Annotated in this window: 12 protein-coding genes and 1 pseudogene; 7 read left to right on the top strand and 6 right to left on the bottom strand. The window is 39.0% G+C overall.

Annotated elements, in window-relative coordinates:
• Positions 1 to 3: 3 nt before the first annotated feature.
• Positions 4 to 1,128 carry a BamA/TamA family outer membrane protein gene (locus tag VSAL_RS18345; RefSeq protein WP_012551773.1) on the top strand — a complete coding sequence of 375 codons (1,125 nt, stop codon included), beginning with the start codon at positions 4 to 6 and terminating at the stop codon, positions 1,126 to 1,128.
• Between the two features lie 11 nt (positions 1,129 to 1,139).
• A complete protein-coding gene (locus VSAL_RS18350) occupies positions 1,140 to 2,192 on the top strand; it encodes a DUF4056 domain-containing protein (protein ID WP_012551774.1) in 1,053 nt (350 codons plus the stop codon).
• A gap of 71 nt (positions 2,193 to 2,263) precedes the next feature.
• On the opposite strand, the gene VSAL_RS18355 is transcribed toward VSAL_RS18350, so the two are convergent.
• From VSAL_RS18355 to VSAL_RS18375, 4 genes are all read right to left on the bottom strand, one after another.
• Positions 2,264 to 3,859 (bottom strand): BCCT family transporter, encoded by a 1,596-nt coding sequence (locus tag VSAL_RS18355; RefSeq protein WP_012551775.1) that lies wholly within the window; start codon positions 3,857 to 3,859, stop codon positions 2,264 to 2,266.
• A 200-nt stretch (positions 3,860 to 4,059) separates the two neighbouring features.
• Entirely contained in the window at positions 4,060 to 5,190 is a 1,131-nt protein-coding gene (locus VSAL_RS18365) for an HlyD family secretion protein (protein ID WP_012551776.1), read from the bottom strand.
• Positions 5,190 to 5,570, bottom strand: coding sequence for a DUF3302 domain-containing protein (locus VSAL_RS18370; protein ID WP_012551777.1), 381 nt, complete (start codon positions 5,568 to 5,570; stop codon positions 5,190 to 5,192). Before VSAL_RS18370 ends, VSAL_RS18365 begins: the two co-directional genes overlap by 1 nt.
• A 200-nt stretch (positions 5,571 to 5,770) precedes the next feature.
• Positions 5,771 to 7,003 (bottom strand): GGDEF domain-containing protein, encoded by a 1,233-nt coding sequence (locus VSAL_RS18375; protein ID WP_012551778.1) that lies wholly within the window; start codon positions 7,001 to 7,003, stop codon positions 5,771 to 5,773.
• A gap of 145 nt (positions 7,004 to 7,148) precedes the next feature.
• Here VSAL_RS18375 and VSAL_RS18380 point away from each other — a divergent pair, with 145 nt between their 5' ends.
• The gene (locus VSAL_RS18380; RefSeq protein ID WP_012551779.1) at positions 7,149 to 7,508 is read left to right on the top strand and encodes a late competence development ComFB family protein; all 360 of its coding nucleotides are present in this window, start codon (positions 7,149 to 7,151) and stop codon (positions 7,506 to 7,508) included.
• Positions 7,509 to 7,580: 72 nt separating this feature from the next.
• On the opposite strand, the gene VSAL_RS18385 is transcribed toward VSAL_RS18380, so the two are convergent.
• Entirely contained in the window at positions 7,581 to 9,596 is a 2,016-nt protein-coding gene (locus VSAL_RS18385) for an exoribonuclease II (protein ID WP_012551780.1), read from the bottom strand.
• 330 nt (positions 9,597 to 9,926) lie between these two features.
• Here VSAL_RS18385 and VSAL_RS18390 point away from each other — a divergent pair, with 330 nt between their 5' ends.
• The 3 genes from VSAL_RS18390 (at position 9,927) to VSAL_RS18400 (ending at position 13,753) form a co-directional block, all read left to right on the top strand.
• The gene (locus VSAL_RS18390; RefSeq protein WP_012551781.1) at positions 9,927 to 11,852 is read left to right on the top strand and encodes a DEAD/DEAH box helicase; all 1,926 of its coding nucleotides are present in this window, start codon (positions 9,927 to 9,929) and stop codon (positions 11,850 to 11,852) included.
• 294 nt (positions 11,853 to 12,146) lie between these two features.
• Positions 12,147 to 12,671: a spermidine N1-acetyltransferase gene (gene speG / locus VSAL_RS18395; protein ID WP_044583561.1), complete on the top strand. Its 525-nt coding sequence runs from the start codon at positions 12,147 to 12,149 to the stop codon at positions 12,669 to 12,671.
• 401 nt (positions 12,672 to 13,072) lie between these two features.
• Complete coding sequence (locus VSAL_RS18400; protein ID WP_012551783.1) at positions 13,073 to 13,753, top strand: hypothetical protein; 681 nt, start codon at positions 13,073 to 13,075, stop codon at positions 13,751 to 13,753.
• 327 nt (positions 13,754 to 14,080) lie between these two features.
• On the opposite strand, the gene VSAL_RS18405 is transcribed toward VSAL_RS18400, so the two are convergent.
• On the bottom strand, positions 14,081 to 15,274 hold the full coding sequence (locus VSAL_RS18405; protein WP_012548955.1) for an IS91-like element ISVsa9 family transposase: 1,194 nt from the start codon (positions 15,272 to 15,274) through the stop codon (positions 14,081 to 14,083).
• Between the two features lie 103 nt (positions 15,275 to 15,377).
• Between VSAL_RS18405 and VSAL_RS18410 the strand changes: the two are divergent.
• Positions 15,378 to 17,233: pseudogene (locus VSAL_RS18410) on the top strand (methyl-accepting chemotaxis protein).
• Positions 17,234 to 17,266 lie beyond the last annotated feature (33 nt).

Genomic DNA, 17,266 nt, shown 5'->3' on the forward strand with positions numbered 1-17,266 from the left:
ATCATGAGATTGATAGGATTCCTCACTGTCGTTATTTTTAGCGCATGTACTTTTTCGATCTCAGCAAAACAAAAACCTGAAGGTTGGGTCGATACTTTTCTTGAAGAATTAGGATCATCTGAGACCATCGATGTCAGTAAAGGGATTGATTGGGCTGTATTACCCGGTCCTTTTGCAAATCCTGAGCAAGGCTTTGGTATCGGTATCGCAGCGGTTGGTCTTTATTCTCCGACAGCACCTACAGAAGGGACGCCATTATCAACCATTAATATTACCGGCTATGGGTCTAGCTCTGGCTCTTATGGTGTTGGTGTGAATAATCGTACGTATTTTGATAATGATGATTTGCGATTACTTGTGGAAGCGAAAGCAAGCCATACCCCTGAGTACTACTGGGGTGTTGGTCGAACTGCCGCAGAAACAGACAGTAATAAAACGTTAGTAGAAGCTCAGATTTTAGGGTTTTCACCGAAAGTAGCGTATCAATTTTTACCGAATACTTATGTATTAATTGGCCTTGATATGGACAGTCATCGTAAACAATCGGCTGATACAGACTTATTGCCAAGTGATGATCTTGCTGATCGTTTTTTAAGCGCCTCAACACTCAGTCTTGAATATGACAGCCGAGATTTTGAACTAAATGCTCAAAAAGGCATGCTATTTAGTGTCAATTGGAATGCGTATCGAGAAGAGTTTGGATCTGATTTTAATTTCGATAAAATAACGATTAACTATCGGCAATATTATGCGTTATCAGATGCGACTATTATTGCTTGGGAAGTTTTTGGTGAAGATGTTGAAGGGGATGCACCTTGGTTTGCGCTTTCTAGCTTAGGCAGCGATAAGCGTATGCGTGGTTATTATTCTGGTCAATATCGCGACAATACGCAATTGTCTGGACAGATCGAGTTTCGTCATCAATTGACACAAAGACACGGAATGGTTGCGTGGATCGGTGGTGGTAATGTTGGTGATTCTTTTAATGCGTTGTTTGATTCTAAATGGTTACCTACTTATGGGGTAGGGTATCGATTTGCGTTTAAACCTCGAGTTAATGTCCGATTGGATTATGGTCTAGGGAAAAACAGCCAAGCCATTTATTTTCAAATTAATGAAGCATTTTAGAGAGTAATCCTATGAATAGTAAAACAGTCGCTATGATTGCGAGTTTCCTTTTTTTGGGGAGTTCATTTTCAGTCTTTGCTGAAGCTCCTGTCGGCGTTAGGCCTTGTTGTGCGTTTGGTACTAATTTACAAACCGAAGTCGGAGGGATCCCCGTTCCTTTTGTTTCTGTTGAAAACGTACTGAACATCAGCGAGTTAGGTGATCATATTTATAATGATGGAAGCCAAAGTGTTGCGAGTAGCTTAATGGGATTCGGGGACGAGAGTAACGGCATTTTTTATTCAGAAAAAGGCGGTTTTTTAGATTCAGCTCATATTCGTGATACTGCCGATTTTGCCTATTTTCTCTATACCGAAATCAGTGCGCATTTAGGTGAAAACTACAGTATTGCTCTCTCTCCTGAATTAAAAGATCGAATAGTACAAATGAACGCTTCAACGGAATCGTATTCGCAAGCACAACGAAAATCTATCAGTATTGAAGTCGCCGCATTAACCGCTTATCGTTTAGCGCAATGGCATGAAATTGCTCAATGGTTTGGTATGGAATCGGTTGGTGGTTTTAAAGAATACGCATCCGCTTTTTCGCCAGAAGATTTGTATTCAAATATGCTTGGGGCAAGATTAGCGAGTGCGGTCATTTCTAATAATCCAAATCTAGATAAAAATGATTTTTCAAAAGCGATGACACAAGCGATTCATGATAAGTTTATTGAATTGAAAGTCGGGTCGAAAGAAGAGTCAAAAGCAGAAATTGAAAGTATGGATGGTGTATGGTGGGATAGCGATAAACGTCTGCCAAATAAGTGGGTAGTTATTCATAGAGAATATCATTTAGGCACGGATCTTCGTCCTAATGGGTTTAAAAATGGAATGGAAGAAAGCTTAGCAACCGAACACGAAGGACTTGTAACGTTTAAGCTTATGCCGAATCAAAATGACAATGTGTTCGTAGCATTACCTGAATCATTACAAAGTAAACCTTATTGGACACCGAGTGATTTTCAACGTATTGCTGATTTTGCTAAAGAAAAAGACGATAAAGAGCTTTCTACAAACCCGTAATCTTTCTATTACTTGAATAAAAAAGCCCCGATAGCTAATGCGTATCGGGGCTTTTTTTATCTTAAAAGATATTAAGCTTTACTTGTTTTTGGAACCGTACCGTATTTCTCAGTACTAAACCCTTTCACTAAACTTACACACATTAGAAGTAAGATAAAGGTGAATGGCAGTGCCGTAGAAACAGTACCTGCTTGCAGTGCTTGCATCGCTTCAGTACCACCAACCCATAATAATACGGCAGCGATAGAACCTTGAACGATTGCCCAGAAAATGCGTTGTGGTACTGGCGCATCAACTTTACCACCAGCGGTAATACTGTCGATAACCAATGAACCTGAATCTGATGATGTTACAAAGAACACCATGATTAGGATGATTGAAATCACAGAAAGAGCTGTACTCATTGGCAATGCATCATACATATTAAATAATGCCATGGTTATGTCTTGTAGACCATTCTCACCAAGCTCACCGACTTTATTTGTGACTTGTTCCATTGCTATACCACCAAAAGCTGACATCCATAATGCGGTTGCGGCTGTTGGAATTAGCATTACTGAAATCAAGAATTGACGAACAGTACGACCTTTAGAAACACGTGCAATGAACATACCTACAAACGGAGACCATGAAATCCACCATGCCCAGTAGAATACGGTCCAGCCGTGCATCCAACCTTCATCAGGGCGACCGTGTGGATTACTTAGAGGGATGATATTTTCAATGTAGCCCATAACCGTTAATGGTATTGCTGCCATTACATCAGAAAATCCGATGATGATGATGAAAATAAGTAAGGCAAGAGCAACAAGCATATTTACATTACTAAGCAGTTTTACACCGCCATCAATCCCACGAATAACCGAGATCATTGCAAGCATGGTAACAAAGATGATGACACCAATTTGCATATTGACGCCACCGTTGGTGCCAAATACATGGTTGATACCACCAGCGGCTTGTTGTGCACCTAAACCAAGAGAGGTTGCCAGGCCAAACAACGTCGCTAATACGGTCAAAATATCAATGATATGACCAAACCAACCCCATGTTCTGTCACCTAAAATAGGATAAAAAACAGAACGCATAGATAGTGGTAAGCCTTTGTTAAACGTAAAGAAAGCTAAAGAAAGAGCAACAATACCGTAAATAGCCCAAGGGTGAATACCCCAGTGGTACATCGTTGCACCTAATGCTAATTTTCTTGCTTCTTCTGTCAATGGTTCAACCGCTAGCGGTGTACCATACCAATCAGTAAAGTAAGCGACAGGTTCAGCAACACCATAAAACATTAACCCAATACCCATGCCAGCAGCAAATAGCATTGCCATCCATGAAATAGTGGAATGTTCTGGTTTTGCGTTATCGCCACCAAGACGGATCTTACCAAAAGGAGAGATAATTAGAAGTAAACTGAAAACAAGGAAGATATTACTAGACCACATAAATAGACCATCAAAGTTATTTATGATGCTTAATTTTACGCCGTCAAGAATGGATTTTGCTTCTGTTGGGTCCATAACCAGAAGAACAGTAAGAAATAAAATAATTGCGCCAGCGCTAATACCAAAAACTTGGTTATGTATATCAAAACCCCATTTTTGAATATTGTCTTGCCCAACTTCATAATCAGTACTGTCAATACTGTACTTATCCGTAGTACTCATGTGTCCTCACATAATATATATGATAGCTCCAATCGGAGGCTACCTAAGCGCTGTTAACATTTGCGCAACAGCTTTTTTCGCGAAGAATAATATCAGAGTTGAGAAAAAAAACATATATTTATTTATTGGATTTGACATTCAAAAAAGCACCTTAAAACAGTGTCTTAAGGTGCTGTGAATTGATTCATTTTTCTGGTTGTTTAGTGGTCAAGGTACAAATAATTTTGCCAAGACTTCATACGGATTAATACCTTACGCATAATAGACACATGTTCAAAACTATCGGAATAAACAGATATTTCAGCATTAGCACCGACAGGAAGATGGAATTCTGACACGTCTTCCGTTAATTTTAATTTAACTAATGCACGTCCATTTGTTTGAATTGCATTCGTACCAAGTAATGAGCCAGACGCTTGGATTTGTCCTTCCCCAATGGCTGGAATGACTTCGACGACTTCTCCTTGGAATACTCGACCGGGTATTGCGCGGAATAAAAATTCAGCTTTAAAGCCCGCTTGTAAGCGCTGTAAAGAATTTTGACGGAATGCACCGACATAGTATTGAGCTTCAGTATGAATAAAAGTCATTACCGGGCGTAAAGGCAGGGGAACGGCCATCATACCTGGACGTAATGCCATTTGAGTTACGTAACCATCAGTAGGCGCTTTTACTATTGTTTCATCAAGATTGAATTGCGCTTGTTCTAGTTCTGCTCGCATACGAGCAACTGTCGTATTTTCGCCATTAATTTGAGACTCTAACGCTAATTTTGCTTGTTGTTCTTGTGCTTGAACTGACTCAACGGTTGCTTGCGCTGCTTTATAGTTCTGCTTGCGAGTATCCAGTTGTTGGGCTGTAAATGCACCTTTTTTATAACCTTTTTCATAACGTTTAAATTCACGATAGGCTTTATCTTTGTCAGCAGTTGCTTTGATTGTATTCGCTTGAGCTGATTTATAAATGGACTCTAGTTGTAAAGCCCCTTGTTGTGCTTCATTTAATGCGGCTTGTTTACGGACAACTTCTGCTTTAAACGGGATTGGATCTATTTTGAAAAGAACATCACCTTCTTTTAGAGCTTGGTTTGCCTCTACATTAACTTCAATAACTTTGCCTTTCACACTTGGCACTATTGGAGTCGTGACATAAAACTGTCCACCAAATTGAGTGAATGGGTGGTTATAGTTCATTAAAAGAACAAGTGTACCAACAAGAACCACGCCACCTAAACCTGCCGTTGGTACGGTCCATTTATTTAAAGGGATATTAAATATTTTAAAAACCGCGATACATAAGGCGGTATACGTAAGAATCAGCAATAAATCCATTATATTTGCTCCTCTTTAGAGGGTGTTTGAGGCGGTTGATTCACTTGGTTGATTTCTATTTGAGACAGTTTCTCTGTCAGTAACTCAACTTGATCGTTTAAATGATTAACGCGTGTTTGCAGTTCTAACTGATTATTTTCAATCTTATGAAACCCCCAACCACGATCTTCTCTCCATAGCGTTGCCCAGATCCAAAGGAATGGCCATAAAACGTGAAGAGTAAATAAACTGACCCATCCGGCAATATGGATAGCATCTGAATGAGGATGGTCACGCTTGTGTGCTATTTCATAAGGAATATCATGGATAACAATAATTCCATAGAAGATAACTAGCGCTACAAATACGAGTAAGCCGAGGGCAAAATAATCTAAAAACATAAACTTATCCTTGTCGTTATTTACAATCCAATGAGTAACAAAATAGTTACTTTTTAACAACTTGAGTGTCGCATTGCTTGATTAAATACGCAAGGTAGAATCCTAAACTAAGTAGATTAAAGAGAGATAGAAACAAAAAAAACCGATAACTAAATAGTTATCGGTTACGTTTTATACAGATGAGGGGGTAGATAATAGTTCTATAAACTAACGCAGTTTCGGCCACCATCTTTAGCACGATAAAGAGCCTTATCTGATGCTTTTATGACTTCTTGAGGTTTTTTATATTCGGTATTGTCGGCAACACCAATACTAATCGTCACGTTGACTACTTTGGTTTTATTGGCTTTCCCACGTTTCGCTTGACCTTCTTTTTTATCTTTAGGTCGAGTTGACGTGTCTCGAATAATTAAATCGTAATCGGCAATATCTTCACGTAATTCTTCAAGGTATTCAAGGCTCTCCTCTACGGTCTTACCTTTAAATAGAACGGTAAACTCTTCACCACCATAGCGATATACTTTAGCATTACCCCCTGTTTGAGCCATAATACTGGCAACCAGTTTAAGTACATCATCGCCTGTGTCATGTCCGTAGTTGTCATTGAATTTTTTAAAATGGTCAATATCTAACATAGCAATGGTATAACGTCGACCAAGATGCTTCATTTCAGATTCTAAGGCGCGACGCCCAGGAATACTGGTAAGTTGATCAATAAAGGCAAGTTCGTGGCTCGCTGAAATAATGTATAAAAGAAGAAGTAGACCAGCGATAGAGAACATCGTGCTAGAAATAAAGTCAACGCTAAATAGTGAAAAAGTTAACGAAGAGTAAAGTAAGCAAGTGTATGACGCGAGATCGGTATTGTTACTGCGAGTCAAAACAAAAATAGCAGAAAGGCCACACATCACTAAGCTATAAAGTACGATGATAATAGGAAGTGGTGATATTTCAGGGATGTTGAGTAGGTAGGTTTCCCAAATCTCCGTCATGTCATTTTCTGAGAAATGCGTCACGATGATCCAACACCAAATGAACATGAATAAAAGAACAGATAGGTAACCTGCACCATATTTTGAGAAAATTCTACGCTCAGGAAAAATGAACGTCGCCATCATTGTAATCGGTAAAAGAAAGGCGGTTAGCGTAAATTCAATACGAGTCGTACCAAAAGATAAAGGTACTTGCAGTCTTTCTTGGATGATCCAATAAGCCATCGCCATACTGATGGCAATCATTCCAATTCGACCTTGGTTAAATGGTTGGCTTAAAAGCAATACAATTGATAATACAATGTATGGCAATATGTATGAGAAGCCTTTGTTTTCAGCTGAAAGTTGAATGATACCACTCATTCCTGTAATCGCAGAAACGACCAAAATTATAGGTAAAAGTAACTTAAACAAAGGGTGACTCAGAAGGCTAGAAGACATTGTTTTTATCTGTTCCTAATAAATCTAAAAAAGTAAAGGCATGTCACTGAATTGGTAGGACAATTTTCCTATTCTATCAATAACAAGACTTTATTAATACGCTTACTACGTAACATTACGTATTTAATAACAATAAGGTATTCGTATGGAATCAAACATTCATAATTATATGGAAGTACTGGTTGGAAAACGTTTCATTGAACTCGATTTTTACCACTCTTATACGCTTGATCAAATAACAGACATGAAATGTATTGCGCTAAATCAACTGCCTACACTTTATATTCGTTATAGCTTAGATATGTTAGCGGCCACACCTGAGAAAAAATTAGGACAATATTACTGTATGGTTATCGCTGCTGTTGAAAACGCAGAGAAGATGGTAGCAGAGGATAGGCGAGAGCGTCAGGATGAAATTGATAATATTGCGGTTTATACAGCAAAAGATCGTTTTGATTTAGAAGATGAAGAAGTTCCATTTTCTGGTTCGTTGAAAATAGAGTAATAAAAAAGCTCATACAATGGGTAAACAGTTACATGAACTGTATTGTATGAGCCTTTTGTTATTTAATGGTAATTAAGCGCTAGGATTTTCTGTTTCTATTTCTGTTTCTTCAACAACAGGAGCAGGGAAGGCTTGCACTGGTTTTGCAACTATATTACGAGTCTCTTCTTTTACTTCAGCTAAGGTAACTTGAAGTTGATCACCAAGCTTAAAGGTTTCATGTTTATCGATTGAAACCGTTCCTTGATCGCCATTACATTCAATGCGTTCTTTGTTATCAACAATTAACGAACCGGGAATGAAAGCGGCGGCACCATTTTCAATTAAACGAACACGCATACCTGCACGATTAATATCAAAAATTTCAGCCGTATACTGCGTCTCTTTTTCAACTTCACATGCCAATGTTCGGCAATATAGCCAATCACTCACATTACGTTCAGCCATTCGATGGTAACGACGGCTTAGGGCCAATTCTTCACCGACGATATCATCAGGGCGCTGTACGGGTTCTTTTCCTAAGATATGAGCCTTAAGCATGCGATGGTTAATCATATCGCTGTATTTACGAATTGGTGATGTCCACGTCGCGTAGATATCAAGACCCATTGCATAATGAGGAAGGGGTTCGTTACCCGTCTCGCTGTAAGTTTGGTATTTACGAATACGTGCATCAAGGTAAGACGTCGGTTGGCTACCTAAAAGACGGCGTAGTTCACTGAAACCTTCCAGTGTTGCTATTTGCTCTTCAGTAAATTCAACGCCTTCTAATTGGTTTACAATCTCAACAACGTCTTTAAACTTATCGAGTTTAATACCAGCATGTGAGTTAAATACGCCCATGTTAAAGGTATTACGTAATGTTTTACCTGCACAGATGTTCGCAGTAACCATTGCTTCTTCTACTAGCTTATTCGCGCAGCGACGCGTATCGGCATGAATCGCAACAACATCATTGTCTTCACTTAATTCAAAGCGATAATCTGGGCGATCAGGAAAGATAACAGCATGCGTTTGACGCCATGTAGTACGAGCTTGTGCAAATTCATGCAGTTCAGTAACTACTTGAGCGATGATTTCACTTGGTGCCCAAGTTTCACAATGGCCTGTTTCAAGGAAATCAGACACATTATCGTAAGACAAGCGTGCGTGAGATTTAATCGTCGCGGCGTAGAAGTTAATGGTGTATTCTTGAATGGTGCCTTCTGCATCAACAATCACGGTACAACAAATCGCAGGGCGTTGTTCATTTTCGATTAATGAACATAACTCATCACTTAGATCTCTTGGTAGCATTGGTATATTGCGACCAGGAAGATAAATAGTATAACCACGCTGACGTGCCACTTTATCCATCTCATCATCTGGAGTGATATAAGCGGTAGGATCGGCAATCGCAATAGTCAGTTCAAAAGAACCGTTGTCTTGTTTCTTAATATAAAGGGCATCATCCATGTCTTTGGTTGATGAACCATCAATGGTTACAAATGGTGTTTCGGTCATATCGACACGAACTAAATCAGCGTCGTCTTTAATTTCCCAATGTTCAATGCCTTTAGGTTCTGAATTTGGTAAATCATTTTGAGCAAGAGTTACCCACCAAGGCGCGATTTTGTCATCGGTGTCAGTGATCTTATGGGTGATGTCACATAGAAAGCCGTCATCTCCTTTTAATGGGTGCTGTGTTAACTCAGCAACAACCCAATCACCTTCGTTTAAGGTTTCTGGATTTACACCTTTACGTGTTTTTGCTTTTATTGCATTTTTTAGGCTAGGGTGATCAGGCATTACCTGTAGACGTTTTTTAAACATCTGAATGCGGCCAATAAATCGAGTAACTGATTGTTCAACAAGTTGATCTGGTTCTGCTTGGTCTTTGTCATTTTCAGTACGAATAAGAGCAATGACTCTGTCACCATGCATCACTTTTTTCATTTGTGCTGGTGGAATAAAGACGCTTTTTTTCTTGTCATCTGATTCTAAGAAGCCAAAACCACGGTCGGTTGCTTTAATTGTGCCTTCTTTTTTAGGCAATTTTTCTTGTATTTGCTGCTTCAATTGCGCAAGTAATGGGTTATCTTGAAACATGAGCCTTCATAATATAGTTAGAGAAATAACGAGCTAACTTTACTATCGCACTTAATTGATTACTAGAAAACTTGGTTGAAATGTATAAAAAAGAGTGTTTAGCGTACAAAAAACTGCCTAAACGAAGAAAAGAGAGTTAAATTTGTGAACTTGCTCAATTTTTTCTGGTAATTCTTGCAGTATTAGGGCATTATCCGCGCCCTGAGTTAATCATCTTACATACACTTTTGTATTAAGAGATTAACCCGTCCTGTCCCGAGTGCTTGTGTGTGTAATGGAACTTGCTGAGCAAATGGGACCGTTTTTATATGATTAATTATTGGGATCCCAATGTCAGAAACTATTACTGAATTTCGCCAACTGGCTTTAGAAGAAACTTTATTATCTGCTCTTGATGAAATGGGCTTTGTTGCTCCAACACCAATTCAAGCAGAATCAATTCCTCTATTATTAGCTGGTCGTGATGCACTTGGTAAAGCACAGACAGGTACTGGTAAAACAGCTGCTTTCTCTTTGCCTCTTTTAAACAAAATCAACCTTAAGCAACATAACCCACAAGCAATCATCATGGCTCCAACGCGTGAACTTGCTATTCAGGTTGCTGCTGAAGTTAAGAATCTTGGTCGTAACATCAAGGGTCTTAAAGTTTTAGAAATCTACGGTGGTGCTTCTATCGTTGATCAAATGCGTGCCCTAAGTCGTGGCGCACACATTGTTGTTGGTACTCCTGGTCGTGTTAAAGATTTACTTAACCGTGACCGTCTAAACCTTGGCGAAGTTCATACGTTCATCCTTGATGAAGCCGATGAAATGCTAAAAATGGGTTTTGTTGATGATGTGACTTGGATTCTTGAAAAAGCGCCAGAAACAGCTCAACGTATCCTGTTCTCTGCAACTATGCCACCAATGGTTAAGACAATTGTTGACCGTTACCTACGTGATCCTGCTCGTGTTGATGTTGCTGGTACTAACAATACTGTTGAACAAGTAACGCAAAACTTCTGGATTGTTAAAGGCGTAGAAAAAGACGAAGCAATGTCTCGTCTACTTGAAACTGAAGAAATTGATGCATCAATCGTATTCGTTCGTACTCGTCAAGATACAGAGCGTCTAGCTGATTGGTTATCTGCTCGTGGCTTTAAAGCTGCTGCATTGCACGGTGATATTCCTCAGTCTCTACGTGAGCGTACTGTTGACCATATCAAACGCGGCGTTATCGATATCCTAGTTGCAACAGATGTTGTTGCTCGTGGTCTTGATGTTCCTCGTATTACACACGTATTTAACTACGACATCCCATTCGATGTTGAGTCTTACATCCACCGTATCGGCCGTACTGGTCGTGCTGGACGTAAAGGTAAAGCGATTCTTTTAGTTCGCACAAACCAAATTCGTATGCTTCGTACTATTGAACGTGTAACTAAATCTTCAATGGTAGAAATCGAACTTCCACATCGCGATCAAGTTGCAGAAGCTCGTCTAGCGGTTCTTGGTGCTGAATTAGCAGCAGATAAAGAATTCGTTGCACTAGAAGCATTCTCTGACTTAATCACTAAGCTTCAGGAAACTCTAGAAGTTGATGCATCAACAATTGCTGCAATGCTTCTTAAGCGTCAACAAGGTAAGCGTCCTTTATTCTATAAAGGTCCAGATCCAATGATCGCAGCAGTAGAACGTTCGAAAAATCGTCGTCCTGAGCGCGGTGATCGTGGTGACCGTCCTGAACGTGGTGACCGTCCTGAACGTGGTGACCGTCCTGACCGTGGCGAACGTCGTCAATACAACAATGACGATTTCGATACGTACCAATTAGAAGTTGGTCGTGATCAAGGCGTTCAAGTTAAAGACATCGTAGGTGCTCTAGCTAACGAACTTGGTTTCACTAAAGGTGCTATCGGTGCAATCAAACTTGCTCCGGGTCACACATACGTACAGCTTCCTAAGAAAATGTCTTCTGACGTTGCAAGCAAGCTTAAGCAATTACGTATTCGTCAAAACGAAGTGAAAGCGGTTGTTGTTGAAGGCGTTGACCTAACAATTGATCGTCGTCCTCGTACTGGCGGTGGCGCTGGTGATAGCGCTGGTGCTGGTGCAGGCCGTGGTGGTTACCGTGGCAATCGCGAAGGCGGTGCTGGTGCAGCTCGTGGTGGCGAACGTCGTTTTGACCGCAACAAAGGTGGCGATCACCGTGGTAGTCACCGTGGCGAACGAGCTCCAGGCGCAAGCCGTGCTCCACGCACACCTCGTGAAGACTAATTAATAAGATTTAATAATAAAAACCGAGCTCATGTAGCTCGGTTTTTTTATGCCTGTAACTTTGATTTTTGAACAACCTATTTATAAATGCCCTTTTTGAATTCATTAATCGTAAATATAATTTTATGCATTATGTAAGCGACCTAATAAAATTTAGGTTTTTATGTGGTTCTATCGATAGATTTTTATTTATATGTTTTCGTTTTTACTTAATAGTGGTATTTTCTTGGAAATAGCGGTGCTGAACATTATCACCACTGCGAGTACTATTTTTATTAGTGAATGGAAAATAAAATGGATAATGAAATCCGACTGCGCGCTCTTGAACAAACTGATCTTCGATTTATTCATCAGTTAAATAACAACAGGTCGATTATGTCCTATTGGTTCGAAGAGCCTTATGAATCTTATTATGAACTTGAAGATTTATTTCGTAAGCATATTCATGACAGTAACGAACGTCGCTTCATTGCTGAAAATAAAGATCAACAATCGATTGGACTTGTAGAACTGGTTGAGATCAATTCAATACACCGTAATGCTGAGTTCCAAATTATTATCGCTCCGGATTTTCAAGGTTGTGGTTATGCGAGAGCTTTGATTCATAAAGCGCTTAATTATGCATTTACGATTCTAAATCTTCATAAAGTGTATTTGCATGTTGCTGTTAATAATGAGAAAGCGATTCATTTATATGAAAAATGTGGTTTTCTTGAAGAAGGCCATTTAATCAAAGAAATTTTTGTTAATGGAGAATATTGCGATGTTAAGCGTATGTATATTCTTCAAGAATTCTATTTATCAAATCGCGATAAATAAATGAAATAAGCCGAAGTTCATCTTCGGCTTTTATCGACAAGAAATAAGTACTCATTACGTTATTATTGATTTTATTGGCGTTTAATTGTTATTGCTCTTTTGGTTGACTAACAAGAAAGCCACAAGTAATAGCAGCAATGGTTTGCTTTTGTTTGTTATGAATAAACGATATCGCCGATGACTTAAGTATAGATCTCATATTACCTCTTACTTTTCTGATGAGGACACCTCAAAATCCAGTAAGTCGTATTCTTCATTGGGAGTGTATTCGAACTATTAATAATTATAATCCGATAGGTTAGCGGTGATTAGCTAAAATCGACTTCTTAGTTTGTTTTTTATTTGCTATCCTCATGTAATAAACCATTATTATTTACACATATATTTAGGGATAGAAAGAGATGCCAGCGTTATCAGTTTTATTGATGGATAGCTTTAACTACTTCAAAACGCATTTTGTTGCCTTTTGTATTCTCGTTTTGCCTTTTGCATTACTGACGAATGGCATCGCTTTAAGTTTTACTGAAGACGATGGGTCAGGTAAATTTTTACTTTATATGCTATTTATTCTGACTATTTATCCTTTCTATAAAGGGGCAATATTGGCTTATATTGCGTATTCGTTTGATGGTCGTCGAGTACCGTTCTCACAGTTGTATCAGATACCAGCAAAAACATGGTTCTCTTTTGTTCTCATGAATATGATTTTAGGTGCTGCAGTGTTAATGGGCTTTATCGCATTAATCTTGCCTGGACTGTATTTGATGGCACGTTTTTCATTCACTGAAATTTATTGTGTATTATATAAAGAAAAGGCCATTGATTCGATTAAGCTCGGTTGGCATGAGACAAAAGACAACTATTGGATTCTGTTTAAAGGGTTAGTGATTATCTTTGGTTTTACAACAGGCTTAATGTGGGCGGTTGAATATGGTTTTGCATTAATTGGTTTGAAATCTACAGCGCTCTCTTTCGTTTTTTCTGTATGTGAAGTCGTCTTATCAATGATGAATACTATTTTTATCTTTAGAGTATTTACTGTTAATACAAAGAAACTCGATGAAATCCAAGCCATTGAATAATAAATAGTAATGTCAATAAAGAACCATTTAAAACAGTCACTTTAATCGAGTGACTGTTTTTTTATGCGTTTTAAATAGTGAGACAGCTGTTGCAAAATTGTTAATGTAACTTTGACCGCATAAATAAGGTAATGCGATGATATTTTTTATACCTACTATTTAAGGTAAGGAATTTGAATGTTGCTGAGTTAGCATTGGCCCGTCTAAAAAAGCCAATTTCACCATCGCTGTTTTTTTAAAAGGTATCGAAAATATAATTATCGGGGATTTTATAACTGTTTTAGCCCTATTTCATGAGTTTTAGATACACTTATCCTACAAACCTTATTATGCTGCCCTCAATTCTGACTGAACTATCGCATGGGTGACTAAATCATTGACCGAATTTCCGACTCGGAAATTCGTAAACACCAGACGACTTTCACATAAAATACATTCGTACGGATCTACTTTTACATATCCTTTTAACATTGCGGCATACCCTGGCATTTTCGGCTCAGCTTCTATTGTCATACCTAAAGCTGCATAAACTCTAGGCAGAGCTTCTCCACGACGACGCATTGATAAAAAACCGTAGTATCGGATCATCTTGAAATGTTTATCAGGATAGTGCTCTACTATCCGTCTTATCATCTCTTCTGGTGATAATGTTAGGCTGTCTGTTGTTCCTGTTCGATGGTCTAAATAATTAAACGTTATCATTCCGCCTTTGGCGTAATGACTTAAACGTGACGCTGAAATTGGGGGCCGTTTTAAATACCGACCAAGATAGTTCATCGTCGGTTTTACATTATTTGTCTTTTTAGCAAAATGAAGCTTCCAACGACGATTATATTGACTGCTTAAAAAGCGTGACCAATCCGTTTTATTACGGATATAGGGGCATTCTTCGCTTGATAAATCAAGCTCATAATAAGCCTTACCCAATAAACTGACGATAGCCGCTCTCCAACAAGGCTCTGTCGTTTTCATTTGGAAGTAAATGGGTTTCCATAAACCGGTACGTTCACAAATTCCCCCACGAGTGACCGATAAATGTAAGTGCGTATTCCAATTCAGTTTTCGACCGTAAGTATGAAGAGCACAAAAGATACCGACATCTATTCCTTTATCTTTTGCCCATCCCAGCAGAATGTTTGCAGCACATTTGAATAATTTATTTAACAGCCAACGGTTATGACGAAAGATAGGCCATAGCGTGTTTGGAAGGGTAAAGGTGATGTGTTGATATTCGCATTCAGGGAAGACATGTTGTTGCTTTTGTATCCATCGCTCTGTGGCTTTCATGCCACAGCTACTGCACGCTCGAGATTTACAGGTTTGGTGAATATATTTGATATGGGTACAGTCAGGGTTGCAACAATGATATTCGCGAGAGCCAAAAGCCGCTGTCCCACAGGACAGCATCTTTGTGACATTTTCAATCACGACCGCTCTTAGGTTAGCTTTGTTATTATGAAGAAATTTAAGCCAGTTATTTTGACTATTAAATAATTGTTTCAGGGGTTTATATGCGTGCATGGCGATAGGATAAACGATTTATTGGCAACAATGGAAGAGGTTGAGTCCTTTTGATTTGCGCCGTAGGCGCCTATTGTTCAATTGCTGTATATAGGAAATATTAATGAAGTTTAGACATAAAATAATCGCGGCATTTTCGCTGATAATGACAGGAACCCTCGCTGTTTTAAGTACTGTTCAATACATCAATATGAAACAAGAAGTAGAGAGTCAGGTTGAATCCAGTATTTTAGAAATTGTAAATGGGGTGCGCAATACGGTTAGTTCTGAACTTTCAGGTAAGACATTACTAGCAGAGTATGCCACTCGAATGATAGAGAGTGATTCGAGTGAGACAGGTATTGAGAAGGTATTAAATCAGCCGCAAATGAAACAAGCGTTTATTTTAGCAGGAATTGGATTTGAAGATGGTCGTGACTTTATGAGTAATGATCCATCGTGGAAACCTGTGAATTATGATCCTAAAACGCGTAGTTGGTATAAAGCGGCAAAGCAGCAAGGAAAAACCATTATCACGGCTCCTTATGAAGACGCGGCAACGGGGCAAATATTGGTTTCAGTTGGAACGCCAGTAAAAGAAAATGGCGTTTTTTCTGGTGCAATATTTTTTGATTTAAGTTTAGGTTCGTTAGCTGAGTTAGTTAATCAGGTAGCGTTGTTTGATGCTGGTTATTTATTTATCGTTGATAACGATGGAACGGTCATTGCGCATCCTAACCGTAAATTTAATGGCAAAGGCATGTCATCGTTCTTACCAAAAGTGAGTCTTCGTGAAGGAATACAAAAAATAGAAATAGAGGGAATTCCTTACAATATCGATTTTACGCCGATTCAAGGGCAAAATTGGTCTGTTGGTGTTGTTCTGAACCAAAATAAAGTATTTGAATACGTGAATGAATTACGAAATAGTTCGGTGATTTACTCTGTGATTGCGATTATTTTATCTATTCTGTTGATGCTTGTATTTATAACAAAATTGATTCGTCCTATTCAGGATTTAAATAAAGCGATTCAAAATGTCAGTTCAGGCGACGCGGATTTGACTCAGCGTCTTGATACAAAGATAGATGCAGAATTTGCGCCTTTAGCGGAAGGGTTTAATCAATTTGTTATTAATTTACAAACTCAGGTGACAGAAACAAAACAATTAAGCCATCAGTTAATGCAAAGTACAGAGCAAATTTCAGCAGGGGCGCAAGAGTCGTCTAATGCGATGAATACACAGATGATGGAGCTTGAACAACTGGCTACGGCAATGAATGAAATGGCTGCAACGTCGGTTGATGTCGCCAATAATGTACAGAGTGCTGCAGAATTTGCTAAACAGGCTGATATCGCGACAGAGCATGGCATGAGTGTCGTTGGACAAACTACTGAAGCCATTCATGGGCTATCAATCAAGCGGTAGTTGAGGTTGAGAGCTTAGAGAAAGCAACGGATAGCATTGGTACTATCTTACGAGTGATTAATGATATTGCGGAACAAACCAATTTATTAGCATTGAATGCGGCGATAGAATCAGCACGAGCGGGTGAGGCAGGACGTGGTTTTGCGGTTGTGGCAGATGAAGTCAGAACGCTTGCAAAGCGCACACAGCAATCAACCACTGAAATAGCGACAATGATTGAGCAATTACAATCAGGGGCGTCTAGAGTGTCTTCTGCGATGTCGAGCAGTCAAGATAGTGCAGAGTCAACTGTTGAAACTGCGAAGCAGACAGCAAATGCATTAGGAAAGATCAGAGAAACAATACAACTGATCAATGACATGAATATTCACATCGCATCCGCAGCAGAAGAGCAAAGCCATGTTGCAGAAGAGATGAATGGTAAAACGGTGAACATTAAAGATCTCTCGATTGTTGTGCATGACGCTTCTAAAAACGCAGGAACAGCGATTAATGAACAGGTAGAACTCGTAAACAACCAAGAAAAAATCATGGATAAATTTACGGTATAACATTAAATGTTGATTATGGTGTAGATAAAAGCT

Origin of the sequence: Aliivibrio salmonicida LFI1238, from assembly GCF_000196495.1 — a bacterium.
GTDB lineage: Bacteria > Pseudomonadota > Gammaproteobacteria > Enterobacterales > Vibrionaceae > Aliivibrio > Aliivibrio salmonicida.